Annotated in this window: 21 protein-coding genes; 13 read left to right on the top strand and 8 right to left on the bottom strand. The window is 61.9% G+C overall.

The window, feature by feature from the left end:
* Positions 1–31 precede the first annotated feature (31 nt).
* The 6 genes from J3A98_RS13160 to J3A98_RS13135 all read right to left on the bottom strand — a co-directional run bounded on the left by J3A98_RS13160 (position 32) and on the right by J3A98_RS13135 (position 5,364).
* Positions 32–697 carry a response regulator transcription factor gene (locus tag J3A98_RS13160; RefSeq protein WP_209966632.1) on the bottom strand — a complete coding sequence of 222 codons (666 nt, stop codon included), beginning with the start codon at positions 695–697 and terminating at the stop codon, positions 32–34.
* Between the two features lie 54 nt (positions 698–751).
* The gene (locus tag J3A98_RS13155; RefSeq protein WP_020193874.1) at positions 752–1,312 is read right to left on the bottom strand and encodes a PQQ-dependent catabolism-associated CXXCW motif protein; all 561 of its coding nucleotides are present in this window, start codon (positions 1,310–1,312) and stop codon (positions 752–754) included.
* Between the two features lie 313 nt (positions 1,313–1,625).
* A complete protein-coding gene (locus J3A98_RS13150; RefSeq protein WP_209966630.1) occupies positions 1,626–2,417 on the bottom strand; it encodes an ABC transporter permease in 792 nt (263 codons plus the stop codon).
* Positions 2,414–3,154: an ABC transporter ATP-binding protein gene (locus J3A98_RS13145; RefSeq protein WP_209966629.1), complete on the bottom strand. Its 741-nt coding sequence runs from the start codon at positions 3,152–3,154 to the stop codon at positions 2,414–2,416. The genes J3A98_RS13150 and J3A98_RS13145 overlap by 4 nt, the downstream gene beginning before the upstream one ends.
* Entirely contained in the window at positions 3,151–4,140 is a 990-nt protein-coding gene (locus tag J3A98_RS13140) for a YVTN family beta-propeller repeat protein (RefSeq protein ID WP_209966628.1), read from the bottom strand. Before J3A98_RS13140 ends, J3A98_RS13145 begins: the two co-directional genes overlap by 4 nt.
* 30 nt (positions 4,141–4,170) lie before the next feature.
* A complete protein-coding gene (locus J3A98_RS13135; protein WP_209966627.1) occupies positions 4,171–5,364 on the bottom strand; it encodes an ABC transporter substrate-binding protein in 1,194 nt (397 codons plus the stop codon).
* A 150-nt stretch (positions 5,365–5,514) separates the two neighbouring features.
* Here J3A98_RS13135 and J3A98_RS13130 point away from each other — a divergent pair, with 150 nt between their 5' ends.
* Both J3A98_RS13130 and J3A98_RS13125 read left to right on the top strand, forming a co-directional pair.
* Complete coding sequence (locus J3A98_RS13130; protein ID WP_209966626.1) at positions 5,515–6,789, top strand: histidine kinase; 1,275 nt, start codon at positions 5,515–5,517, stop codon at positions 6,787–6,789.
* Positions 6,789–7,427, top strand: coding sequence for a response regulator transcription factor (locus J3A98_RS13125; RefSeq protein ID WP_209966625.1), 639 nt, complete (start codon positions 6,789–6,791; stop codon positions 7,425–7,427). The genes J3A98_RS13130 and J3A98_RS13125 overlap by 1 nt, the downstream gene beginning before the upstream one ends.
* A 965-nt stretch (positions 7,428–8,392) precedes the next feature.
* Here J3A98_RS13125 and J3A98_RS13120 read toward each other — a convergent pair.
* Both J3A98_RS13120 and exaA read right to left on the bottom strand, forming a co-directional pair.
* Positions 8,393–9,052 carry a pentapeptide repeat-containing protein gene (locus tag J3A98_RS13120; RefSeq protein ID WP_209966624.1) on the bottom strand — a complete coding sequence of 220 codons (660 nt, stop codon included), beginning with the start codon at positions 9,050–9,052 and terminating at the stop codon, positions 8,393–8,395.
* A 66-nt stretch (positions 9,053–9,118) separates the two neighbouring features.
* Positions 9,119–11,014: a PQQ-dependent methanol/ethanol family dehydrogenase gene (exaA, locus tag J3A98_RS13115; protein WP_209966623.1), complete on the bottom strand. Its 1,896-nt coding sequence runs from the start codon at positions 11,012–11,014 to the stop codon at positions 9,119–9,121.
* A gap of 254 nt (positions 11,015–11,268) precedes the next feature.
* On the opposite strand from exaA, the gene pedF reads away from it, so the two are divergent.
* The 11 genes from pedF to J3A98_RS13060 all read left to right on the top strand — a co-directional run bounded on the left by pedF (position 11,269) and on the right by J3A98_RS13060 (position 24,395).
* Positions 11,269–11,730, top strand: coding sequence for a cytochrome c-550 PedF (pedF, locus tag J3A98_RS13110; RefSeq protein WP_176684107.1), 462 nt, complete (start codon positions 11,269–11,271; stop codon positions 11,728–11,730).
* A 5-nt stretch (positions 11,731–11,735) separates the two neighbouring features.
* Positions 11,736–12,611, top strand: a complete 876-nt coding sequence (locus J3A98_RS13105) for a transporter substrate-binding domain-containing protein (protein WP_209966622.1) — start codon at positions 11,736–11,738, stop codon at positions 12,609–12,611.
* 8 nt (positions 12,612–12,619) lie between these two features.
* Positions 12,620–13,381 carry a quinoprotein dehydrogenase-associated SoxYZ-like carrier gene (locus tag J3A98_RS13100; protein ID WP_209966621.1) on the top strand — a complete coding sequence of 254 codons (762 nt, stop codon included), beginning with the start codon at positions 12,620–12,622 and terminating at the stop codon, positions 13,379–13,381.
* A 38-nt stretch (positions 13,382–13,419) separates the two neighbouring features.
* Complete coding sequence (locus J3A98_RS13095) at positions 13,420–14,358, top strand: quinoprotein relay system zinc metallohydrolase 1 (protein ID WP_209966620.1); 939 nt, start codon at positions 13,420–13,422, stop codon at positions 14,356–14,358.
* An 809-nt stretch (positions 14,359–15,167) separates the two neighbouring features.
* The gene (locus J3A98_RS13090) at positions 15,168–16,709 is read left to right on the top strand and encodes a class I adenylate-forming enzyme family protein (protein ID WP_209966619.1); all 1,542 of its coding nucleotides are present in this window, start codon (positions 15,168–15,170) and stop codon (positions 16,707–16,709) included.
* A 15-nt stretch (positions 16,710–16,724) separates the two neighbouring features.
* On the top strand, positions 16,725–17,759 hold the full coding sequence (locus J3A98_RS13085; protein WP_209966618.1) for a class I SAM-dependent methyltransferase: 1,035 nt from the start codon (positions 16,725–16,727) through the stop codon (positions 17,757–17,759).
* On the top strand, positions 17,752–18,924 hold the full coding sequence (locus J3A98_RS13080; protein ID WP_209966617.1) for a hypothetical protein: 1,173 nt from the start codon (positions 17,752–17,754) through the stop codon (positions 18,922–18,924). Before J3A98_RS13085 ends, J3A98_RS13080 begins: the two co-directional genes overlap by 8 nt.
* Before the next feature lie 36 nt (positions 18,925–18,960).
* The gene (locus tag J3A98_RS13075; RefSeq protein ID WP_176684102.1) at positions 18,961–19,347 is read left to right on the top strand and encodes an ectoine synthase; all 387 of its coding nucleotides are present in this window, start codon (positions 18,961–18,963) and stop codon (positions 19,345–19,347) included.
* Between the two features lie 42 nt (positions 19,348–19,389).
* Entirely contained in the window at positions 19,390–20,607 is a 1,218-nt protein-coding gene (locus tag J3A98_RS13070) for an MFS transporter (protein ID WP_209966616.1), read from the top strand.
* A gap of 163 nt (positions 20,608–20,770) precedes the next feature.
* Positions 20,771–22,558, top strand: a complete 1,788-nt coding sequence (pedH, locus tag J3A98_RS13065) for a PQQ-dependent alcohol dehydrogenase PedH (RefSeq protein ID WP_209966615.1) — start codon at positions 20,771–20,773, stop codon at positions 22,556–22,558.
* Positions 22,559–22,874: 316 nt separating this feature from the next.
* On the top strand, positions 22,875–24,395 hold the full coding sequence (locus J3A98_RS13060; protein ID WP_209966614.1) for an aldehyde dehydrogenase family protein: 1,521 nt from the start codon (positions 22,875–22,877) through the stop codon (positions 24,393–24,395).
* Positions 24,396–24,450: the final 55 nt, after the last annotated feature.

The raw sequence follows: 24,450 nt of genomic DNA, 5'->3' as shown, positions 1-24,450 counted from the left end.
GCGGGTTGACCCGCGAAGCGGCCGGAACAGGTCAACGGCGCAGATAATCAGCAAAATCGATATCGCCAGCACTGAGGATGGCTTGTACCCGGTTGTGCACATTGAGCTTGCGCAAGATCGCCGAAACGTGGGCCTTGACGGTGGTTTCGGCGATGTCCAGCGTGTAGGCGATCTGCTTGTTCGATTCGCCTTTGGTCATGCGCTCGAGCACCAGCAGTTGCTTGCGGGTCAGGGCCTGGAGCATTTCCGGCGGGAAGCTCGGGGTATCGTTATGGCGCCGGCTGGTACTGCTTTTCTGCGCGCGGATGATGTCTGGCGGCAGGTAGACATTGCCATTGAGGATCTGCTCGATCGCTTCGATCATCTGTGAGCGTGGCGACGACTTGGTGATGAAACCCACGGCACCGTAGGTAATGGCCTGCAGCACGATCTGCTTTTCCTGCTCGGCCGAAACGATGACCACCGGCGTGGTCGGTGCCTCGTTGCGCAAGGTGATCAAGCCATTGAGGCCGTGCATGCCGGGCATGTTCAGGTCGAGCAGGATCAGGTCGAGGTCGTCATGCGCCTGGGTCAGGGCCAGGGCGCTTTCAAGGTCGGCGGTCTCCATGACCTCGCTGCCCTGGAAACCATCGCTGATGACGTTGTGGATGGCTTCGCGAAACAGGGGGTGATCGTCGGCAATCAGAATTTTGTACATGGCCTTTTCACCTTGTTTTTATTGGATGGAGCGGGGCACGCATATGCAGGCATTTCAGGGGAACGGCACCGGTTGTGCCGGCTGCAATGGCAGGTTGGCTTGCTGCCAGGCATCCAGGCCGTCGCGGTACCAATACAGGTTGTTATAGCCCAAGGCTTTCGCGCGTTTTACCGCGTTCCAGCTTAACCAGCAATCGGAGCGGCAATAAAAGACCAGTGGTTGGTCCGGGTGCCCGGCGGTGGCTTTTTGCAGGTTACGCACGAAGTAGTCCTGCCATGCCGGGCTCAGTGCGCCGTCGCCGGTGTTGGCCAGCCACAGGCTGCCGGGGAGGTTGCTGTGCGGTTCGTCTTCGATGAAACGACCTTGCAGCCATTGACGGCGATAGACGTCGATCAGCACCGGCCGGGGCGTCTGGCCCAGCAGGCCTTGCAATGTGGCGGTGTCGACGACCTGGCCGCCTTCGACCTGTTGCGGGGTCGGGCTGCGGTAGTGCGTGGTGCGATAGCCGTCGGCGGAGAACAGCGGCGCCGTGTCAGCCTGGGCGATACCTAGCGTCAGGCTCAGCGAAAGTACCGCCAGCAAGGGGCGTGGCAGCCGGGGCAGGGCACGTGGCATGGAGGTTTTCCCTTTTTGTTATGGACTCATTACATGCCAGTGGCGGTGCTTTGTGAATGCGACGATAGACAGTAAATGCAGTACTAAAGTAGTAGATGGCCGGGCGCCTGAAGGCATGGAGACGCCCTAGGTGTGGGAGCAACTGTCTTGCTCAATTTCTGAAAGCTGGCGCGATCCGTGTGGGAGCGGCCTTGTGTCGCGAAAGGGCCGCAAAGCGGCCCCCGATTTCAGCTGCACCGCACACATGGCCGGGGCCGCTGCGCAGCCCAATCGCGACACAAGGCCGCTCCCACACGCGTTGCACGCCAGGTTTTCAGCGCGGCTTGCGCAGCGCTGCATGCTGGGGGTTGAAGGTGAGTATCGCCAGCAGGCTGAACAATGCGGTCAAGCCCAGGCACACCGCCAGCGCCAGCAGATTCAGCCGCTCATAAAGCGCAAACCGCACCAGCTCTACGGCATGGGTGAACGGATTCACAGTACACAGCCAGTACAACCACTGACTGGCCTCGCGCATTTTCCACAGCGGGTACAACGCCGAAGACAGGAAGAACAGCGGGAAGATCACGAAGTTCATCACCCCGGCGAAGTTCTCCAGCTGGCGGATGGCGTTCGACAGCAATAGCCCCAGGGCACTGAGCATGAAGGCCACCAGCAGCAACGCTGGCAGCGCCATCAGCAAGCCTGCAGCCGGTGGCTGTACCCCGTATAACCAGGCGATGGCGAGGAAGGCATAGACTTGCAGCAGGGAAATCAACGAAGTTGCCAGCAGTTTGCTGCCCAGCAGGAACGGGCGTGGCAGCGGGCTGGTCAGCAACACGCGCATGCTGCCCATCTCGCGGTCGTAAACCATCGACAGCGAGCCCTGCATGCCGTTGAACAGCAGAATCATGCAGGCCAGGCCGGGGATGATGTACACCTCGTAGGGAATGTAAGTGTCGTAGGGCTCGATGATGGCAATGCCCAGCGCTGCGCGAAAGCCGGCAGCGAATACCAGCAACCACAGCAGCGGGCGCACCAGCGCGCTGAGCAGGCGTGTACGCTGCAGCACGAAGCGCAGCCACTCGCGCAGCATGATGCCGTTGAAACAGTGCCAGTAAGCGTTCATCGGGCGTTGGCTCCTGAGGGGGCGTTGGTCAAGCGGGTAAAGGCGTTATCGAGGTCACCGCCGTGCTCAAGGCTCAGCGCATCGGCGGTGCCACTGGCCACCAGGCGCCCCTGATGCAGAATCAACAGGTCATCGCTGGGCTGCACTTCGTCCAGCAGGTGAGTGGCCCACAGCACACTGAGCTGCTGCTCGCGGCACAACCGGCGCAGGTGCTGGTTAAGCGCCAGGCGGCTGGCCGGGTCGAGGCCGACGCTGGCTTCGTCCAGCAGCAGCAGGCGCGGTTCGTGCAGCAGCGCGCGGGCAATTTCTACCCGCCGCCGATGGCCGATGTTCAGCTCTCGCACACGATCGCGCCGACGTTCCCCAAGGTCTTGGCGGGCCAGTTCGGCTTCGACCCGCAGGTTGCTCTGGCGCCGCGACAGGCCATGCAACGCGGCGTGGTAGCGCAGGTTCTGTTCAACGCTCAGGTCCAGGTCCAGGGTGCTTTGCTGAAACACCACGCCCAGCTGGCGCAAGGCCGGGCGTGCAGCGTTGCGTAGCGAGCAGCCGCACACGCGGATGTCGCCATGCTGCAGGTCGTACAGGCGCGTGAGCAGGGCGATCAGGGTCGACTTGCCGGCACCATTGGGGCCCAGCAACGCGGCGAAGCGCCCGGGTGCCAGGCTGAAACCGACCTGCCTGAGTGCTTCGCGCTGGCCATAGGCAAAGCTCACGTCACTGACATCGAGGGCGTTCATGGTGTCACCACCACACCCCAGGGGTAACGCCCGACCTTCACCGATTTGAGCACTTTGAGGTTCTTTGCATCAATGACCGAAACGTCACCGCTGACACCGTTGGTGGCCAGCAACTGGCGCTGGTCCGGGGTGAACGCCAGCTGCCAGACACGCCGCCCGACCAGCAGGTAGTCGAGCACATCAAAGGTCTTGGCATCGACTACCGCCACATGGTTGGCCGGGCCCAAGGCGACGAAGGCGTACTTGCCATCGGCGCTGAGCTTGATGCCCACTGGCTGGACTTTGTCCGGGTGCACGCCCTTGATCTGGAAGTTCAGGGTTTTCAGCACCTGGCGCGTGGCCACGTCGAGTATGGTCACCGTGCCGCCGATCTCTGCCGAGGCCCACAGGTGCGAACCGTCTTTGCTGAACTCGACGAAGCGCGGGCGCTGGTCGACCAGCGTGCTGTCGGCCAGGGTCTGGGTGCTGGTGTCGATCCAGTGCAGCATGTTGGTGGTTTCGCTGGTGTTGACCGCCCACTTGCCGTCGGGGCTGACCGCCATGCCTTCGGGTTCGATACCGACATCGATCTGGCCGAGCACCTTGTCGGTGACGGTGTCGATCACGGTCACCAGCGCGTCATCCTCGTTGGACACATACAACCAGCGGTCGTTGGGGTGCAGGGCGAACTGCTCGGGGTCCTTGCCGGAAGGCAGCTCCTTGATGATCTTGCGGGTGGCCACGTCCATCACCTGCACCCGGTCCGAATCGCTGGCGCAGATATACAGCAGCTTGCTGTCGTGCGACAGCAGCAAGCCACGCGGGCGCTGGCCCACCGGCAGGGTTTCGGTGACTTCCAGCGTTTGCATGTCGATCAGGCTGAGGCTGTTGTCCTTTTCGTTGGAGACCCAGGCGGTGGCAGCCATGGCGTGGCTGCTGGCCAGCGCCAGGGCGCCCGACAGCAGGCTGGGGTAAATCAGGGCCCGGTGGAACAGGGGGCGGCGCATGGCGAATTCCTTATTGTTGTGGTTGTCGGGTCAGGGGTAGCTGCACGTCACTTCGGGCTTGTCGTAACCCAGGCTGTCCATTTCGTTGAAGGGATGCAGGAAGCCCTCCTGCGGTGAGGTGCTGACCAGGGCGCGGGGCTGAACCAACGGGATCGGCTGGCGCAGTTCGCCGTTCCACGGGCGGTAGCTGAGCTTGCGCCCCTTGAAGCCGTCCAGCGGCAACTGCTCGCTGAGCAGCAGTTGCTGAACCGCGCGAGGTTCGGCCAGGCGCAGCTTGCTGGCCGCACTGGCGACACTGCGTACAGCCATCCAGGCGGCGAAGTCACGGTCATTCATCCAGCGCCCGGCCTGGGCCTCGAAGCGTTTTTGCAACTGCGCCGCCCCGAAGGTTTCCACCGTCTTGTGCCAGCCCGTGGGGGTCAGGCCCTGGGTACCGGCCACCGGGCGCGGATACCACGTCTGGTAGGGCAGGTACTCGCCGAAGTCACCGCGCTCGTCGGCCACCAGCACCACGTCGTATTCGGCAGTCTGGGTGAACAACGGCATCTCGGCCTGGGCGCTGCGGCGCTGGTCGTTGTCGAAGGTCCAGGTTTTTTCCGCAACCAGTTGCACGCCAAAACGCTTCACCGACCGGCGCAGGGCAGCGGCGTACGCCTGGTCGTCCGGGGTCTGGCCGACCACCAGCAGTGCCCGTTGCCATTTGCGCAGTACCAGGAACTGCGCCAAGGCATCGGCCAGCATGGCCCGGCTCGGCAGGCTGTGCAGGACATTGCTCAGGCACTGGCTGCTGCGCAGGCTGTCGTCGGGGCTGCCGGCGTTGAACAACAGGCTGTCGGGCAGGGCGGCAGACAGCGCGCGCAGGCTGGCGGCCGGGGCATTCACCACGAACAGGCGCAGGCCTTGGTCATGCTGGGCCCTGGCGGCTTGCAGCAGGGCCTCGGGGTTGTCGACATTGGCGCTGGTCAGCTGAAATTGCTGCTTCAGGAAACGTCCGGTGCTGTTGCTGTCGGCAATGGCCAGTTCGGCACCTTGTAGCCCGGCATCGCCGGGTTCGGGGATGACGTTGGACAGCAGTGGGCCAGCGGCGGGGCGATAGCCCAGGTAGCCGATGCGTATGTGCAGCGGGGCTGCGGCCTGGCCCTGAGCGGCGGGCGCCAGGGGGGCAGCCAGCGTTGCGGCCAAGGCCAGCAGGCAGGTCAAGGCAAGGTGGGCAGGCTGGCGCATAACACACTCCACGGCAGATGGCGCCAGCATAGGAAGCCCGCCGGGAGGGGGAAATATGCAGAAAGTAGCGCTCGGCCGGTACCAAGGTAGTAATTCAGTGCGGGGGCCGCAGTTTTACGATGGTCCACAACGGCCTGAGGAGAACCGCTTGTGCGCCTTGTCAACTTGTCGGCCCTGTGGCGAGTCAACCTCTGGGTCACGTTATGCTTCGCCTTGGTCACGCTGGCTTGTGCCGGGGTGCTGTTGCACCAGGCGGTGGCCGACGTCGAGCGTGAGTTGCAGTCAGCCGAAGCGGTGGTGGCGTACCTGGGCGACACCGCCGAACGTGACCCGGCAAACCTGCAGCCCGGTTTGACCAAGAGCCTGCGCCATGTGCGGGTGCACTGGCTGGCAGCGGGTGAGGTGCCAAGGCTGCCGCAGGAGGCTGGTATGGATGCCTGGCTGGGCCGCCAGTTAGTCGGCGAGCGCTACCACAGCAGCCGGCTGCTGGACTTGAGTGATGGCCGCCGCGTGTTGATTGCCGTGGATGCGCGGGATGAAATCGATGAAGTCTGGGACTCCCTGCAACAACTGCTTGGCGTTTGTGGCTTGGCGTTGTTGCTGAGCTTGTTGACCATCCGCTGGGCGGTGCGGCGGGCCATGGGCCTGCTGGATGAGCTGCTGGGCGCCTTGCACCAGGTCTCAGGCGGGCAATTGACGGCACGCCTGCGCGAAGCCGGCCTGCCGGAAGCGCGCCAACTGGCCAAACACTTCAACCGCATGGCCGCAACCCTGGAGCAGGCCCAGGCCGACAATGCCCAGCTGACCCAGGCCCTGCTGGCGGTGCAGGAGCAGGAACGTACCCAGCTGGCGCAGACCCTGCACGATGATCTGGGGCAATACCTGGCAGGTATGCGTGCCCAGCTATGCCTGCTGCGTATGGTGGCCGAACAGCCTGAAGTGGTGACGCAGACGGCCCAGGCCCTTGAACTCAACTGCGAGCGCCTGCAGCAAGGTTTTCGCGCGCTGGTGCACAACTTGTATCCGGTGGCGCTGCACTACATGCCGCTGGCCGAGGCCTTCGGGCTGTTGGTGGGCCAGTGGCAGGCCAGCCAGGGTATCGAATGCCGGCTGCGGGTTGGCGAGCACTTGCCGGCGCTGACTGGGCCGAGCAGAACGCATTTGTACCGCTTGTTGCAGGAGGCGCTGACCAACGTCGCCCGGCATGCCGGTGCCAGCCAGGTGCGGGTACGCCTGCAGCGCAGTACCAAGGGCTTGCGCCTGTTCATTCGCGACAACGGCTGCGGCGCCCACCAGCCGCAGCGCCCAGGGGTAGGCCTGCACTCGATGACCGAGCGCGCCCGCAGCCTTGGGGGCGAGTTACGCATTTTCAGCCGCCCGGGCGGTGGCTGGGCGCTGGCCCTTAACATTCCCGAGGAGGTGTGATGAATATCGTGTTGGTCGATGACCACGCCGTGGTCCGCCAGGGCTACGCCAGCCTGCTGCGGGCGGTGCTGCCATTGGTGCAGGTGCGCGAAGCTGCCAGTGGTGAAGAGGCGCTGGCCAGGGTCCAGGAGCAGGTGCCCAACCTGGTGATCATGGACTTTGGCCTGCCCGGTATCAGTGGCCTGGAAACCACCCGTCGCCTGCGCCAGCGTCTGCCGCAGTTGCGGGTGCTGTTTTTTAGCATGCACGACGAGCTGCCGCTGGTGCGCCAGGCACTGGATGCGGGGGCTTCGGGCTACCTGACCAAGAACTCGGCGCCCGAGGTGCTGATCGAGGCGGTGCAACGGGTGTTGGCCGGACATGCCTACATCGAGCAGCCCCTGGCCACCCAGCTGGCTTGCATGTCGCAGCAAAGCACCAATGACCCGCGGTTGCAGCGCATGACCCAGCGCGAACTGGAGATATTCACGATGCTGGCCAAGGGTACCCCTGCGCGGGTGATTGCCGAGCAGCTGTGTATCAGTGCCAAGACCGTGTCCAACCACCTGACCTTGCTCAAGAGCAAGTTGCAGGTCAGTTCGCATGCCGAGCTGGTGCATCTGGGGATTGACCTGGGGGTGGTGCGGGTGGCGGGGTGAGGTATTTCATTGCACCTGTTGGGGCTGCGTCGCAGCCCACCGCGCACAACGGAATGTGTCCAACATCCGGGGCGCAGCTCAATCAGGCGTAGGAGCGGGTTTGCCCGCGAATACGGTGGCGGCGGCAACGGTGAACGGCGGGTGGAGATTGGCCAGCAGGCCCGGCCCTTTCGCGGGTGAACCCGCTCCTACACGACGGCCTGCGCTCAACCACCGATGTGTGTCCACCACCGATCTGTGTGTGTAGGAGCGGGTTTACCCGCGAATACGGTGGCGGCGGCAACGGTGAACGGCGGGTGGAGATTGGCCAGCAGGGTCGGCCCTTTCGCGGGTGAACCCGCTCCTACACGACGGCCTGCGCTCAACCACCGATGTGTGTCTACCAACGATCTGTGTGTGTAGGAGCGGGTTTACCCGCGAATACGGTGGTGGCGGCAACGGTGAACGGCGGGTGGAGATTGGCCAGCAGGCCCGGCCCTTTCGCGGGTGAACCCGTTCCTACGACGGCCTGCGCCCAACCACCGATGTGTGTCCACCACCGATCTGTGTGTGTAGGAGCGGGTTTACCCGCGAATACGGTGGCGGCGGCAATGGTGAACGGCGGGTGGGGATTGGCCAGCAGGCCCGGCCCTTTCGCGGGTGAACCCGTTCCTACGACGGCCTGCGCCCAACCACCGATGTGTGTCCACCACCGATTTGTGTGTGTAGGAGCGGGTTTACCCGCGAATACGGTGGCGGTGGCAACGGTGAACGGCGGGTGGAAATTGGCCAGCAGGCCCGGCCTTTTCGCGGGTGAACCCGCTCCTACGACGACCTGTGTTCAACCACCGATGTGTGTCCACCAACGATCTGTGTGTAGGAGCGGGTTTACCCGCGAATACGATGGCGGTGGCAGCGGTGAACGGTTGGTGGGGATTGGCCAGCAGGGCCGGCCCTTTCGCGGGTGAACCCGCTCCTACAGGCCCTCATTTGTCCCAGGTTTCAGGGCACCCCTTGCACCCCTCCATGTTGGCCTCCTGAAAATTCCCGTAATGCTGCCGCGCCCCGCGCAAGTCGGCGCGTGCTAGGTTGCTCTGGCCAAACTTGGCCTCCTGCAGGTTGGCATCGCCCAGGTTGGCCTCTTGCAGGTCGGCCTTGCTCAACCAGGCCATCTCCAGGTCCGCCGCCTGCAAGTTGGCCTGCTGCAGCTTTGCCCCGGACAGCCTGGCGAACTGCAGGTAGGCTGCGCGCAGGTCCGCCTTTTCAAATTGTGCGCCCTGGGCGAACAAGCCCCAGCCCTGAATGGCCACCAGCTTGCTGTTGCTCAGGTCGGCCAGGCGCAGATTGCTTTGTTGCAAGCTGGCGCGGGTCAGGTTGGCACCTTGCAGGCGGGCTTTTTCCAGGTTTGCCAGGTCCAGCTGGGCATGGCGCAGGTCGGCATCGCGCAGGTCGGCTCCGGCCAGGTTCATCTTGCGCAGGTCCTGGTTGGCCAGGTTGGCGCCGCGCAGGTTGGCCCCCGGGCACTGGCTGGCTTCGGCAATCACGCAGCCGTTGATGGTCAAGGGAGCATCGTTGCCGGCGTCGTCGGCGTTCACTGCCAGGGCAGGGGATAGCACCAGCAGCAAGGTAAAGGGCAGGTAATTCATGGCGAAAGCCTCCGGTCAGGAGAAGGGCAGAAACGGGGAGGGGCGCAGGCCGCTCCCCGCTGCAGGTCAACGCTGTGCAGTCTTGTTGTCCCAGCTCGGGATCTTGAACACCCAGAACGAGCCACCCTGAGCCACCGGTTTGGTCAGCTCGGCCATGTCGCCACCCCACAGCGGTACCGCACCGCCGTAGCCGACGGTCACGCCGATGTACTGCTCGCCGTCCTGTTCCCAGGTGATGGGCGGCGAGACAATGCCGCTGCCGGTCTGGAACTTCCACAGCTCTTTGCCCGTCTTGGCGTCGAAGGCCTTGAAGAAACCATCGCCCGTGCCGGTGAACACCAGGTTGCCCTTGGTCGCCAGTACACCGGCCCATAACGGCAGGTGTTCCTTGTGTTCCCAGACCAGCTTGCCGGTGGTCGGGTCCATGGCGCGCAACGTGCCGACGTGGTCGTCGTACATGCGCTTGATACGGAAGCCCATGCCCAGATAAGCCGAGCCCTTCTTGTAGTTCACTTCCTCGGTCCAGTACTCCTCTTTCCACTGGTTGCCGGGGATGTAGAACAGCCCGGTGTCCTGGCTGTAGGCCATGGGGTTCCAGTTCTTGCCGCCCAGGAACGGTGGCGAGACTTCCACCGGCTTGCCCTTGGTTTCACCCGGCAGCGGCTTGGCCGGGCGTTGGCCGGGGTTTTCCACCGGGCGGCCGGTCTTCAGGTCGATATGACTGGCCCAGGTGATGTTGTCGACGAAGGGGAAGGCGTTCTGCAGCTTGCCGTTGTTGCGGTCGACTACATAGAAGAAGCCGTTGCGGTCGGCGTGGCCGGTGGCCTTGACCACCTTGCCGTCCTTGCCTTTGTAGTCGAACAGCACCAACTCGTTGTTGCCGGAGAAGTCCCAGGCATCGTTGGGGGTGTGCTGATAGAACCACTTGACTTCGCCGGTACTCGGGTCGACGCCGACCTGGCCGGAGGTGTACAGGCTGTCGAAGTCATGCGGGTTGCCGTCCTTCGACGTGCGCGCCCAGGTATTCCACGGCCCGGGGTTGCCAGCGCCAACAATGATGGTGTTCGTTTCGGGGTCGAAGCTGGCGCTTTGCCAAGGGGCACCGCCGCCGTGGCTCCAGGCTTCGACCTTGCCGGTTTCGGTGGTAGGGTCGTCTGGCCAGGACGGCGCCTTGACGTCACCGGTCGGGGTGCTGTCCTTACCGTTCAGGCGGCCCATGTGGCCTTCGACGAAGGGCCGCATCCACACTTCTTCGCCGGTGTCCGGGTCGCGTGCGAACAGCTGGCCGACCACGCCGAATTCATCGCCGGAGCTGCCGTGGATCAGCAGCACCTTGCCGCTGGTCTTGTCCTTGATCAGCACTGGCGCACCGGTCATGGTGTAGCCGGCGCTGTGGTCGCCGAACTTCTTGTTCCACACCACTTTGCCGGTGCGCTTGTCGAGGGCGATGACCCGCGCGTCGAGGGTGCCGAAGTAGATCTTGTCGCCGTAGATCGCCGCCCCGCGGTTAACCACGTCGCAGCAGGGACGAATGTTGTCGGGCAGGCGGTGGCTGTAGGTCCACAGGCGTTTGCCGGTCTTGGCATCGAGGGCGAATACCCGCGAGTACGAGCCGGTGACGTAGACCACGCCATCGCTGACGATGGCCTGGGATTCCTGGCCGCGCTGCTTCTCGTCGCCGAAGGAGTAGGACCAGGCCGGGGTCAGCTTGAACACGTTCTTGTCATTGACCTGGGCCAGCGGGCTCCAGCGCTGGGCATTGGTGCCCATGCCGTACTGCAGCACGTCCCGGGTGGTCAGGTGGTCATTGGCGATGTCTTCCCAGGTGACGTTCTTGCCGGCAGGTGCAGCGGGTGTGCTGGCCGCTGTTGCCACATTGCCCAGGGCCAGGCTACCGGCCATCAGCAGGACGCGCACGCTCAGGGCCAGCGGGGAAAGGGCGGGTAGCGATCTTATTGTCATGGTTGCAGTTCCCAGTGGAGGTTTTGGCCTGCACAGGGTGGGGCGCAGCGGCTATCGCGGGATACGGAAAAAGTCCCGCCCTTGCCGGGAAAAGTTCCCGCACGACACCTCAATTGGCCCTTCGCCACAAGCCCTACTACCAAGGGATTAAGGCCCGGACACCAAAGCAGCATTCGGTCGCCCGCGGGGTGTTTCTAAGATGGCGGCACGGCCTCTGTGGTTGAGGCTTTGTGTGCAATGGTGAGGGCATAACAATGACAACAAAATGCAATGTGTTGCTTGCTGCTGGAGTGCTGGCCGCAGCCGTGCTGACCGGTACAGCCTGGGCCCATGGCAACGTGGTGCCCCAGGCAGTGGAGACCAAGGGCCTGACCCCGATCAAGGACGCTGGTGTGACCCTGGACGACGACGGCTGGGCGGCGGTCAACCCTTACCGCAGCTCACCCGAGCACGACAAGGCGGTGGAAATCGGCGCCTCGGCCTACAACCAGAACTGCGCCGCCTGCCATGGCCTGGAGGCCAAGTCTGGTGGTATCGCCCCTGACTTGCGCATGCTCGATGCAGGTGATGCTGGCGATGAATGGTTCGTCGAGCGGGTACGCCACGGCGCGGTTCGCGACGGCCGCGTGTACATGCCGAAGATGGCCGATTACCTCAGTCAGGAAGCCCTGTGGGCGGTGCGCACCTACCTGGACAGCGTGCACGTCGAGGAGTGACGGCCATGCGTCTGTGGGCGGTGCTGTTGAGTGGCCTGCTGCTGTGTTGCGCGGCGGCCCAGGCGCAGGTGCGCAACTACGACGCGATCATCGCTGCCGGCGAGCTCAAGGTGGCGGTGTACAAGGATTTCGCCCCCTACAGTTTCCAGGACCACGGCCAGCCGCGTGGTGTCGATGTGGAGCTGGCGCAGGCCCTGGCCACGGCCTTGGGGGTACGCCTGCAACTGATCTGGGCGCCACCCGGAGAAAAGCTCGACGATGACCTGCGCGACTACATCTGGCGCGGCAGCCCGCTGCGTCATCAGCAATTGGCCGACCTGATGATGCGGGTGCCTTACGATCGCGCCTACGCGCAGCGGCGCAACGAGCTGGGTGAGCTGGAAAACGCCCAGGTGGTGATGTTCGGCCCCTATCAGGAGGAGCGTTGGCAGGTGGCCTACGATCGCCGTCGCTTGCCGTCGGTGGCCAGTGTCGCGGTATTCCAGCAGCATCCTGTCGGGGTCGAGGTGGACAGCGTGCCGTCGTTTTACCTGACGTCGGTGTTCAACGGCATGCTTAGCGCCAGGACCCACCATTACCCCAGCGTGCAACAGGCATTTGCTGCGATGCAGTCCGGCCAGGTGGACGCAGTGATGGCGATGCGCGGCGAGGTTGACTGGCAGCTGCACCAGGCCGCCGATGCGCAACTGGCCTTGGCAGAAAACGCCTACCCGAACCTCGGTAAACAGGCTTGGGAAATCGGCATGGCCGTGCATGAGAGCAACCGGCAGCTGGCCTATGCCGTGGAGGAGGCCATGGAGGCGATGATTCGCGATGGCCGGCTCAAGGCGATGTATGCCGCATACGGCCTGCGTTACGAGGTCCCGGAGATGTATCAATAGGAGTGGCCATGAACTGGCGAGCAACTTTCCTGCTGGCCTGCTGGATGCCCTGGGCCGCCCAGGCTGCGACACAAGGCACCCACACAGACCCGGTGCCTTCCGTGATGTGGGACTTCTACCACAAGCAGTTGCTGGGGCAGGCGGCGTTCGTGTTCGATGACCGTGTGAAGTTTCTGGCGCCGCCCTTTGCCGAGGATGCACGGCAGGTACCGCTGGAGATCGACGCCCGGGCGTTCACGGGCGAGGTGGTGCGGATTATCGCCTGGGCAGAGCTGAACCCTCTGCCGCGCATCGTCGACTTTCAGCCCGGTGAGCGCGTGTTGCCCTGGTTGTCGATCCGCATCCGCATCGAACAGGCCACACCGTTGCGCGCCGCCGTACTGACACGCGATGGCCTGTGGCACGTCGGTTCGACCCTGATCGATGCTGCCGGCGGCGGTTGTACCGCACCCAGCGTGGTGCGCACCCAGCCCGGCTGGGAGGAGCACCTCGGTGAGGTGCTGGGCGGGCGCTACCCGCGTGATGACAGCAGCCGCCTGCGCCTGCAGGTGGCCCACCCGATGGATAACGGCCTGGTCAGCGGCATTCCTGAATTCTTTCTCAACCATGCCGAGTTGCAAGGTGCAGATGGCCAGCGCCTGGCCAGCCTGGAGCTGTACCCGGCGGTCAGCGAAAACCCCAACCTTGGCTTTGACATTCAGGGCCCTGGTCCAACCCGGCTGCTGTTGCGGGACAACAGCGGCAACCAGTTCGAGGCGGCGCTGCCCTGAGCGCGTTGTCTGATTCCCCCCTGACCCGAGGCACTGTCATGCGTTGGATCCTGCTGTTGCTGCTGTGCCTGGGGCTACCAGCCCAGGCTGATCTGACATACCGGCTCACTCCCCGGCAGATCGCCGAGGGCACCTGGTTGCTGGAAGGCAGCACCGACAATTTCGCCAAGGCCAATGGCGGCAATGTGGTCAACACCGCGTTCATCGTCACCGACAGCGGTGTGGTGGTGATCGACAGCGGGCCGTCGAAGGGCTATGGCGAGGCATTGCGCAAGGCAATTGCCACCCTCACCGACAAGCCGGTAGTGGAAGTGCTGTTGACCCATCATCATCCTGACCATGTACTGGGCAACCAGGCCTTTGCCGATGTGCCGATCGGTGCCCTGGCCGGCACCCGCGACCTGCTGCGCGAGCAGGGCGATGCCATGGCCGAGAACATGTATCGCCTGGTCGGCGACTGGATGCGCGGTACCGAGGTGGTACTGCCGACCCGGGTGTTGCAGCCGGGTGTGCATGAGGTGGGTGGGCACCGCCTGAGGTTGCTGGGGCTGGGCGGGCACACGGGGGCCGACCTGGCGATTTTCGATGAAAAGACCGGCGTACTGTTCGCCGGTGACCTGGTGTTCTACCAACGGGCCCTGACCACGCCTAATAGCCCAGGGCTGGACGTGTGGCTCAAGGACCTGGATACCCTGCAGGCACTGCCCTGGAAGCAGTTGGTACCCGGGCATGGCCCGGTGGCCAGTGATGCGCAGCCGTTCGTGCAGATGCGTGACTACCTGGGCTGGCTCGATGGCCTGATGCGCGATGGCGCGGCGCGCGGTGACGACATGGCCGAGATGATCCGCAGCCCCATTCCCGAACGGTTTGCCGGGATCAGCCTGACGCGTTATGAGCTGATCCGCAGTGTCAGCCACCTGTACCCCCGGTATGAGCGTCAGCAACTCCGGCGCATCGATACCAGGCCCCCAATCTGATGGCGGAACGCGCTGCTCTATGGAGTACGCCCGTCACCGAGGCGGCGCGCTGTCGTGCAGCAGCCATGATCCACGTGGCTTGAGAGCCGAGTCGGGTCGGTGGAATGCTGCTCACGGAACACTGTCGAGTAGCATATTGTCCACTACAGGTTGGAGAGGTGCGGAGAAGTTCGCGACTCCCAGTGGCCTGGTAAAGGTGTCGTTCGGGCGGGCGTTCATGCCACGTTTAAACGCTGCTCGTTGCAAACGGGTGGGGTAACTTTCTTGGAACTTCCAAATATCTGTCAGATACTTCTGATAACAAAATATTTCAAATTGCTGGTGCGCGAACAATGTCACTGATTAGTGACAAAAATGACCTGACTTTATTTAGAGTCGCCTTGACGTGATAACTTTTGTGGTGGAGGATTTTGCTTGTCGATATGTTTGGTTTTTGTTGGTGGTGTGGGTGTCAAGCAAATATAAGTGGTGCTTTTATGTTTTTCCGTTGTCATACCTCTGTAACTATTTGTAATGGTTGTCTCTGTTCCTCTCTGTCTGTCTGAAGTCTTGAGTGCATAAATGTTCTGAACCTGTTTGCAGGCTATGCACACCTTTTGAAGGAAATCATCAGAGTGAGTGGTGCCGCTTTCCCAAATCGGTAAGACAGAGTATGTCAGTTGCTATTGATTTTTAGATAACCCGCACGGCCAACTTACTGAAATCGACGACCTTCGAGTTTCTGCCTGCAGCTGTAAGGTACTTATATTTTTGTGAGCGCAAGAAAGCGCCGTTAGCACCCGAGCAAGGGATTGAGAGGATATCGAGCCATGCCTTTGTTTCATAAAGTCATTGCGGACAATGCCAATGCATACCCAAGCAAGTCAGCAATCGTTCTAGACGGTGTAGCAACTTCCTATCGAGTGTTGCAACAACAAGCGGATGATATCGCATCTATCCTGCCAACCCTGGGAATTGCTCCAGGCGATCGTGTGGGTCTGTACTCGGCAATTTCCGTACAACTGGTAGCTGCTTATCTGGGCATTCTGCAAGCCGGAGCAGTTACTGCTGCTATCCATCATACCCTGAGCCGTGCCAGGCTGATTCATCAACTCAAGCATTCAGGCGCTCGGTTGCTGATCACTGACTGCACCGACGACCTTCCGGGCCTTATCAAGGCCGTTGGGCTTGAATGGGTGCTGCTCACGACCCCGAGCGCTGTGCTCCCGCCTCAGGTCATTCAAATGTCCGATGCCCTCTCCAGACCTTCGCAAAAGGCTGCTACGAGGCATCCGCCATTGATTGAAGACCCCGAAAGGTCTACGTCGATATTCTATACATCCGGATCGTCCTTCAATCCGAAGGGCGTGCTGGTCAACCACCGAATCATGTTGGCTGCCTCACGCCAAGTCACCGCCTACCAGCAGAACACCCCAGATGATCGCGTCCTCAGTTATTCGACTCTGGCCTCCGATTATGGTGTCTACAACGTGATGATGCCGCTGGTAGTCGGCGCCACCAGCGTGATTGAAAGCCAGCCGGCCACTACTGCCGAGGACATACTCGCAGTGGTTGAACGGGAGGAGGTAACCGCCGTGCATGTGTTTCCTCCATTATTTTTCCTGTTGGCCAATACCGGCCCGCATTGGGACGCTCGGGTGCCCAGCCTGCGTTATATATCCAGCAGTGGCCAGGCTCTCTACACCCGTCATATCCAGAAGATTCGGCAAGCTTTGCCTCGGGTACGGATCTTTTCCAACTACGGGCTCACGGAATGCAAACGTGTCAGTTACCTGCCTCCCGAGGAGCTCGATCAGCGCCCAGCCTCGGTGGGCAAACCTCTGCCCGGCGTCTGCTTGTACTTGGTGGACGAGCGAGGGCGGGCCATTGACCAGCCTGGGGAGGTCGGCGAACTGCTGGTAACCAGCGACTACCTGATGCTCGAGTATTGGAACATGCCCGAGGCCAATGCCATGGCCTTCCTACACAATGCATTCGGCCACCCGCGCCTGTTTCGCACAGGTGACCTGTTCAAGCGAGACGCCCAAGGCTACCTCTACTACGTGGCACGCAAGGATGACGTGTTTGCCCGCAATATCTGGAAGGTCAACCCGCGGGAAATTGAACAATGTTTGGCGTCACACCCGGCGGTTGCCGAGGTATTAGTGGTGCCGGTCGCAGACGAATCGGCCGGGCACGTACCGAAGGCCTATGTTGTGCTCGAAACTGACCATATACAGACCATCGAGCAATCCCTGCGTGATCACTGCATAGCCCAATTGGACTGGCACATGGTGCCGGCTTATTACGTGTTCCTTGAGGCCTTGCCAAAAACCGATTCAGGCAAATTCAGCGCCAGAGGGCTGATCTGACAGCAGGAGAGACACATGAACGCTTTTCCGCAGCAATCGTTGGACGACGCCAGTCTTGACCACGACCTCCATCAAAGCGCCATGTTGAAACTGGCCGAGCATTTTCACAGCCTGGCGACTGGCGCGAGCCAAGTTCCGTCGCAGTCTCTGGACAGCCACCTCAAGTCACAGATCGACGACCCTCAGGTACTCGAGTACCACGACCGCCTGCTTGCGGGGGCGGGCCCACTGTTTTCGCATTTTCTAGCTAGCGTACCGTACGTCCTTGAGGAACTCTCCAGGATTGGCGTGACGCTGTCCCGACTGGTCTCGGCCTACCCGCCCAGGGCCGGCCAGCGCTACAGCATATTCGAGGTGGACGCCTTCGATGGTAGTAATGGTCGTGCTTTGGCTGGCCAATCCCAAGGCCTGATCCTTAGCCTCACCTCGTCGCCCAACCGTGCCAACCAGATAGCCTTCGAGCGGTATGCCGACCCAGCCTTATCACACTTCTACCCGCACTCATTCTTCAAAATGAACACGAAGCTGCTGCAAAAGCCGGAATATAAAGCGTTCAGCCAGGGATTCGATTTCATATACGAAATGGCCGCATTCCAGTTCTATAACCGTAACCGCGCGCAACAAATCGCCCACATCAAGCGTTTTCTGAAGCCCAGCGGGCTTGCATTTTTCCTCGAAAAGCTCAACCACCCCGATTCAGAAGAGTATCTGCGACGAGAGAAGATAAAGGACGAAGTATTCAAGACCCGCTACTTCAAAGTGGAAGAAATCCGTTGGAAACGCCAGCAGATGCTCGTGCAGATGCAAAACGGTCAGGTCACCATGGAAGAACTGGTAGGCGCCCTGTCGGCTCGCTTCAAGCACGTCCACCTGCTGTGGAACAGCAGTAATTTCTGCGAGTTTGTGGCCTCGGACGACGAACAGCGGATTGAACGATTCCTCAAGCTGCTAGGCCCGGTTGTGCAACCACCGGGCTTCTGCTTTGAAGGTTCGCGACTGGGTTCGGTGGTGCTCCATGGTAATCAAGTCGAGGTGCCGGCCAATGTCTGAAAACGTTCAACAGGTATTGCATCGCGCCGCCCAACCCGCGCCCTGCCAACGGGCACTGCAACACCTGTCAAGGTGGCGCGAGCGAGCGGGAGCAGCGCAGAAAGACCGTCGTTTGAGCCGCGATACATTCAACGAACTGTTCACCGGTGAGTGGCTGGATCTGTTGTCGCCTCGAGCGCCTGCAACCCGCAGCTCACATTGGCCAACAGTGGTGGAGAGCGCACGCATTGCCGCAAGGGCCTGCGCCTCCACCGGCTGGGTGATGGCCTTGGTGGGTGGGCACAGCAGCATCGCTCGACGTTTACCCCCGGCATGCCAGGATCAAATGTACGCTGACGGCCCCCGGCAGCTGTTCGCCTCGGCGTCCACCAGCGCCAACAGCCAGCTCAGCTACGAGGCGTGCGGCATAAGGGTGAACGGGCGCTGGCGGTTCAGCTCAGGGATCGAAGACGCGACGTGGTTGATGCTCAATGCACCTTGTCAGAACCACCCGGCTGCCTGGCACACTCCACGTTTTCTCGTACTGGTCGCCGCGCAGGATATTGAGCGAATCGACAGCTGGGACAGTTGCGGCATGGCCGCAACTGGCTCTCACGACGTTCAGGCTCACCAGTTGCTGGTACCACACGAGCGGGTTTTCGCCTTGCATGAAATCTTCGCCCAACGCCCATCCAAACCGGAGATCGATTACATCGACCGTTTGCCATTGGCGCCCTTTCTGGCTACTTCGATCATCGGTCCGTTGTTTGGCTGCGCGGAGGGGGCCCATGATGCGTTCGTGTCGGCGCTCACTGACTCGCTGGCCAGCGACCCAAGGATTGCCGAGCAGGTCGCTCACTCGGCCGCACAGTTGCACAGCGCTGGCCTTCTCTATGACTCGTTGATATCGCGGTTGCATGAAGCAGGCATTCACGATCAAGCCCTGAGTACCTGTCAACTGCTGCGGTTACGCCGCGACCGTGCCTATTTGGCGAGGCAGTGCGTGCAAGCGGTGCAACGTCTGGTAGGACGGCTCGGTGCCTCTTCGTTGGCGGCAGGGCATCCACTCCAGCGCCATTGGTGTGACATCCAGGCTATCGCCGCGCATCGCGATCTGGCCTGGAGCGACGCGATGCTGGCTTGCGGCGAAGCGACCTTGCGCAATGGTAGTCACGACCAAGCATGACTCTTCATTCAACGCCTTATACCCAGAGAGGTTCACATGTTCATCCGCAGCAGGTCCGACGTGGAGAAAACCGCCTACTACGTGGAGTGGGGCGCCGGCACTAGCCATCGTCTACTCACCGAACGTGATGCCATGGGATTTACCCTCTGCCACACGGTGGTTCGTGCCGGCACTGAATCGCTGTTGCACTATCGGAACCATTTGGAGGCGTGCTACTGCATAGCCGGGGAAGGCGAGGTCGAGGACATGCAGGGGAATGTCTACCCGATACGTCCCGGTGATGTGTATGTACTCGACCAGCATGATCGGCACTACCTACGCGGCGGCAAGGAGCAGGACTTGATCCTGGTCAGTGTGTTCAACCCACCGTTGCGTGGTGACGAGAAACACAACCTCAACGACCGTTTGGGCTCGGCCTATTGAGGTTTGGCAAGGTCTCTTTCTTGCTTCTTACAGGAGTTCAGCATGCGCAAGGATTACCTGGCCTTTTTCATTTCGCTGTTTCTTTCGCGCCTGGCAGACCAGATCCTGTTGTTCATCGTGCCGCTGATAGTGTTCCAGGCCACCAACAGCGTCGCTTGGGCAGGGCTGGCGTTCTTTGTCGAGTCGCTGCCGCGTTTTCTCGCCTTCCCGGTATGCGGCGCACTGTGCGACAAGTTCTCACCCATCAAGATCCTGCACATTAGCCAAGTTTACCGGGCATTGCTGTGCTTGTTGGCGATGGGACTTCATGCCTTGTTCGGCGGTTTTGCCTGGCTGGTGGTACTGTCGGCGCTGTGTGGGGGGCTGACCACTCAGGGCATCATGGCCCGCGAGGTGGTGATGCCGCATATCTTCCAGCACTACAACTACACCAAGACCCTCGCCTATTCTCAGATCGCTGACCAGACGGGCCTGGTACTCGGGCCACTGGTGGCAGCTGCGCTGCTGGAGTTTATGGCATGGCACTGGGTAGTGCTATGGACTGCTGGACTGTTCCTGCTGGCCGACCTGAGCATGCGGGCATGGCAGCGCGCCAGCCAGGTCACCCTGCCGGTGTACGAGCAGCATCGTGATATCTGGTTCCAACCCGTGCGTATCGCCTTCAGGCATATTGGCGAACAGGCCGAACTGAAGAAGATCATCACCTTGGCCGTCGGCGTCAACCTGATCGTCGGGGTCACCTTAGCAACCTCGGCGGCCATGGTGCTCGGCGAGCATGGCGCTGGCAAGGACACCTACGCATGGCTGCAGGCGGCTGCCGCAGTAACTACTATCGTGATCCTGTTCTTTCTCGCCCGGGTGGTGCTGCCGTTACGGGTAATGGGTGGCGTGGGCTACTTGATGATTGCCGCCGGCGCTTTCATCAGCGCCTTGAGTCCGAACTTTGCAGGGTATGTGCTGGGGTTTTTGCTGATTGTCGGTTTCGACAAGATGTTCAATGTCTATATGCGCAATGTTCGGCAGCGGGTAATTCCGACCCAGGACTTTGGCAAGACGGTGGGAGTGGTCACATTGCTCAACAACTTGTCGCAACCGTTGGCGGGCTTGCTGGTGGGAATACTGGCGGCGCCGGTGGGGGCGCAAGGGGTTATCTTGCTGCTTGCAGTGCTGACTACCGTGATTGGAGCGGGAGTTGTGTGGTGGTTTGGCGGCGTACGGCGTTTGCCTGGGGGAGCAGTTATCCAAGGCAGGGCAGATTGACTCAAGCAGTTTCTGGTTGAACAGGACGGGCAAACCCAACCCCTACCAAGGAACTAGAAAACTCCGCACTGCGGGCAATTGTTGGCAATCGGGTCGGGACCAAGAATTCCCGGCACACCGGGAAATTTTCCCGGGCACAACAAAAAAACCAAAGGTAGCCGTCATGACCCGATCCCCACGTCGCCCCTTGTTCGCCGTGAGCCTGGTGCTCAGCGCCATGCTGCTTGCCGGCGCGGCTCACGCCGCTGTCAGCAATGAAGACATCCTCCAGGACCCGAAGAACCCCCAGCAGATCGTGACCAATGGCCTGGGCGTGCAGGGCCAGCGCTACAGCCCGCTGGATATGCTCAATGTCAATAACGTCAAGGAACTGCGCCCGGTCTGGGCGTTCTCCTTTGGCGGCGAGAAGCAGCGCGGCCAGCAGGCCCAGCCGCTGATCAAGGACGGGGTGATGTACCTGACCGGCTCCTACTCGCGGGTGTTCGCCGTGGACGCCCGCACCGGCAAGAAACTGTGGCAATACGATGCACGTCTTCCGGATGACATTCGCCCTTGCTGCGACGTGATCAACCGCGGCGTCGCGCTTTACGGCAACCTGGTGTTCTTCGGCACGCTGGACGCCAAGCTGGTGGCCCTGAACAAGGACACCGGCAAGGTGGTCTGGAGCAAGAAGGTTGCCGACCACAAAGAAGGCTACTCCATCAGTGCCGCGCCGATGATCGTCAATGGCAAGCTGATCACAGGCGTTGCCGGCGGCGAGTTCGGCGTGGTGGGCAAGATCCAGGCGTACAACCCGGAGAACGGCGAACTGCTGTGGATGCGCCCTACCGTGGAAGGGCACATGGGCTATGTGTACAAGGACGGCAAGGCAATCGAGAACGGTATTTCCGGCGGTGAGGCGGGCAAGACCTGGCCTGGCGACCTGTGGAAGACCGGCGGCGCCGCGCCGTGGCTGGGCGGTTACTACGACCCTGAAACCAACCTGATCCTGTTTGGTACCGGTAACCCGGCCCCGTGGAACTCGCACCTGCGCCCCGGTGACAACCTGTACTCCTCCTCACGCCTGGCACTGAACCCGGACGACGGCACCATCAAGTGGCACTTCCAGAGCACGCCGCATGACGGCTGGGACTTCGACGGCGTCAACGAGCTGATCTCGTTCAACTACAAGGACGGCGGCAAGGAGGTCAAGGCTGCCGCTACGGCCGACCGCAACGGTTTCTTCTACGTGCTCGACCGCACCAACGGCAAGTTCATCCGCGGCTTCCCCTTCGTGGACAAGATCACCTGGGCCACAGGCCTGGACAAGGACGGCCGGCCGATCTACAACGACGCCAGCCGCCCGGGCGCACCCGGCAGCGAGGCCAAGGGCAGCTCGGTGTTCGTCGCCCCGGCCTTCCTCGGCGCCAAGAACTGGATGCCGATGGCCTACAACAAGGACACAGGGCTGTTCTACGTGCCGTCCAACGAGTGGGGCATGGACATCTGGAACGAAGGCATCGCCTACAAGAAGGGCGCGGCGTTCCTCGGTGCCGGCTTCACCATCAAGCCGCTCAACGAAGACTACATCGGCGTGCTGCGTGCCATCGACCCGATCAGCGGCAAGGAAGTGTGGCGCCACAAGAACTACGCGCCGCTGTGGGGCGGCGTGCTGACCACCAAGGGCAACCTGGTGTTCACGGGCACGCCAGAGGGCTTCCTGCAGGCATTCAATGCCAAGACCGGCGACAAGGTCTGGGAATTCCAGACCGGCTCAGGCGTGCTTGGCTCGCCCGTCACCTGGGAAATGGACGGCGAGCAATACGTTTCGGTGGTCTCCGGCTGGGGCGGCGCGGTGCCGCTGTGGGGCGGCGAAGTGGCCAAACGGGTCAAGGACTTCAACCAGGGCGGCATGCTCTGGACCTTCAAGTTGCCCAAGCAGTTGCAGCAAACCGCGAGCACCAAGCCCTAACGCCTGCCTACTGCCGCTTGCTGCCGCTGATCGGTAGCAAGCGGCCCTAGGCTCTGACGAAAAGCCTTGATACTTGTTCATGCTGCGTTGAAAACCGCCTCGGAGTGCTCATGTACTTCAGTACAGTCGGGCGCGACCCCGGCCGTTCCTCGGCTGTTTTCGCCTTGCCTGACCTGCGTCTCAAGACTTTTCGTACAGAGCCTACTACCAAATGACGAGAGCCCCGCTGCCAACGATGCATTCGCCCGGCACGCGGGCTTGTTACCATCGGTGCATCGCCTGTCGTGGGACAGGCACCGACCCGCAGAGGCTCAGCATGATCTACGCACAACCCGGAACTCCAGGCGCCGTCGTATCCTTCAAACCCCGTTATGGCAACTTCATCGGTGGCGAGTTCGTGCAGCCGTTGGCGGGCCAGTATTTCACCAACAGCTCGCCGGTCAATGGCCAGCCGATTGCCGAATTCCCGCGCTCCACGGCCCAGGACGTCGAGCGCGCCCTGGACGCCGCGCATGCCGCCGCCGAAGCCTGGGGCAAGACCTCGGTGCAAGACCGTGCGCGGGTACTGCTGAAAATTGCCGACCGCATCGAACAGAACCTGGAAGTGCTGGCGGTTACCGAAAGCTGGGACAACGGCAAGGCCGTACGCGAAACCTTGAATGCCGACGTGCCGCTGGCAGCCGACCACTTCCGCTATTTCGCCGGTTGCATCCGCGCCCAGGAAGGTGGCGTAGGTGAGATCAACGAAGGCACCGTGGCTTATCACATCCACGAGCCGCTGGGTGTGGTGGGGCAGATCATCCCGTGGAACTTCCCGCTGCTTATGGCCGCCTGGAAGCTTGCCCCGGCCTTGGCCGCTGGCAACTGCGTGGTGCTCAAGCCCGCGGAGCAGACGCCGCTGTCGATTACCGTCTTTGCCGAACTGATCGCCGACCTGTTGCCGGCAGGCGTACTGAACATCGTCCAGGGCTTTGGCCGTGAGGCCGGCGAGGCGCTGGCCACCAGCAAGCGCATTGCCAAGATCGCTTTCACCGGGTCCACCCCGGTGGGCTCGCACATCATGAAGTGCGCGGCCGAGAACATCATCCCGTCCACCGTCGAACTGGGCGGCAAGTCGCCGAACATTTTCTTCGAAGACATCATGCAGGCCGAGCCGGCGTTCATCGAGAAGGCTGCCGAAGGCCTGGTGCTGGCGTTCTTCAACCAGGGCGAGGTGTGCACCTGCCCGTCACGGGCGCTGATCCAGGAGTCGATCTACGAGCCGTTCATGGCCGAGGTGATGAAGAAGATCGCCAAGATCACCCGCGGCAACCCGCTGGATACCGAAACCATGGTGGGTGCCCAGGCGTCCGAGCAACAGTACGACAAGATCCTTTCGTACCTGGAAATTGCCCGGGAGGAGGGCGCGCAGCTGCTCACCGGCGGTGGTGCCGAGCGGCTGCAGGGTGACCTGGCCAGCGGTTACTACATTCAGCCAACCCTGCTCAAGGGCAACAACAAGATGCGCGTGTTCCAGGAAGAAATCTTCGGGCCGGTGGTGGGCGTGACCACCTTCAAGGACGAAGCCGAAGCGCTGGCGATCGCCAACGACAGTGAATTCGGCCTGGGCGCCGGCCTGTGGACCCGCGACATCAACCGTGCCTACCGCATGGGCCGCGGGATCAAGGCCGGGCGAGTGTGGACCAACTGCTACCACCTGTACCCGGCGCATGCGGCGTTCGGGGGGTACAAGAAGTCCGGTGTTGGCCGTGAGACCCACAAGATGATGCTTGACCATTATCAGCAGACCAAGAACCTGCTGGTGAGCTACGACATCAATCCGCTGGGCTTCTTCTAAACCGCGTCGCGGCCTTCGCGGGCTCGCCCGCTCCCACAGGTTCACCGTTGGTTCC

Origin of the sequence: Pseudomonas sp. BP6 (assembly GCF_017875935.1) — a bacterium.
Classification (GTDB): Bacteria; Pseudomonadota; Gammaproteobacteria; order Pseudomonadales; family Pseudomonadaceae; genus Aquipseudomonas; species Aquipseudomonas putida_Y.
Note: the sequence above shows the minus strand (reverse complement) of the source record. Positions and strands in the feature narration are given on the sequence as shown.

Coding starts and splice junctions, on each gene's coding strand:
- J3A98_RS13160 (WP_209966632.1), bottom strand. CDS start 697: ATGTACAAAATTCTGATTGCCGACGATCACCCCCTGTTTCGCGAAGCC.
- J3A98_RS13155 (WP_020193874.1), bottom strand. CDS start 1,312: ATGCCACGTGCCCTGCCCCGGCTGCCACGCCCCTTGCTGGCGGTACTT.
- J3A98_RS13150 (WP_209966630.1), bottom strand. CDS start 2,417: ATGAACGCTTACTGGCACTGTTTCAACGGCATCATGCTGCGCGAGTGG.
- J3A98_RS13145 (WP_209966629.1), bottom strand. CDS start 3,154: ATGAACGCCCTCGATGTCAGTGACGTGAGCTTTGCCTATGGCCAGCGC.
- J3A98_RS13140 (WP_209966628.1), bottom strand. CDS start 4,140: ATGCGCCGCCCCCTGTTCCACCGGGCCCTGATTTACCCCAGCCTGCTG.
- J3A98_RS13135 (WP_209966627.1), bottom strand. CDS start 5,364: ATGCGCCAGCCTGCCCACCTTGCCTTGACCTGCCTGCTGGCCTTGGCC.
- J3A98_RS13125 (WP_209966625.1), top strand. CDS start 6,789: ATGAATATCGTGTTGGTCGATGACCACGCCGTGGTCCGCCAGGGCTAC.
- J3A98_RS13120 (WP_209966624.1), bottom strand. CDS start 9,052: ATGAATTACCTGCCCTTTACCTTGCTGCTGGTGCTATCCCCTGCCCTG.
- exaA (WP_209966623.1), bottom strand. CDS start 11,014: ATGACAATAAGATCGCTACCCGCCCTTTCCCCGCTGGCCCTGAGCGTG.
- pedF (WP_176684107.1), top strand. CDS start 11,269: ATGACAACAAAATGCAATGTGTTGCTTGCTGCTGGAGTGCTGGCCGCA.
- J3A98_RS13105 (WP_209966622.1), top strand. CDS start 11,736: ATGCGTCTGTGGGCGGTGCTGTTGAGTGGCCTGCTGCTGTGTTGCGCG.
- J3A98_RS13100 (WP_209966621.1), top strand. CDS start 12,620: ATGAACTGGCGAGCAACTTTCCTGCTGGCCTGCTGGATGCCCTGGGCC.
- J3A98_RS13095 (WP_209966620.1), top strand. CDS start 13,420: ATGCGTTGGATCCTGCTGTTGCTGCTGTGCCTGGGGCTACCAGCCCAG.
- J3A98_RS13090 (WP_209966619.1), top strand. CDS start 15,168: ATGCCTTTGTTTCATAAAGTCATTGCGGACAATGCCAATGCATACCCA.
- J3A98_RS13085 (WP_209966618.1), top strand. CDS start 16,725: ATGAACGCTTTTCCGCAGCAATCGTTGGACGACGCCAGTCTTGACCAC.
- J3A98_RS13080 (WP_209966617.1), top strand. CDS start 17,752: ATGTCTGAAAACGTTCAACAGGTATTGCATCGCGCCGCCCAACCCGCG.
- J3A98_RS13075 (WP_176684102.1), top strand. CDS start 18,961: ATGTTCATCCGCAGCAGGTCCGACGTGGAGAAAACCGCCTACTACGTG.
- J3A98_RS13070 (WP_209966616.1), top strand. CDS start 19,390: ATGCGCAAGGATTACCTGGCCTTTTTCATTTCGCTGTTTCTTTCGCGC.
- pedH (WP_209966615.1), top strand. CDS start 20,771: ATGACCCGATCCCCACGTCGCCCCTTGTTCGCCGTGAGCCTGGTGCTC.
- J3A98_RS13060 (WP_209966614.1), top strand. CDS start 22,875: ATGATCTACGCACAACCCGGAACTCCAGGCGCCGTCGTATCCTTCAAA.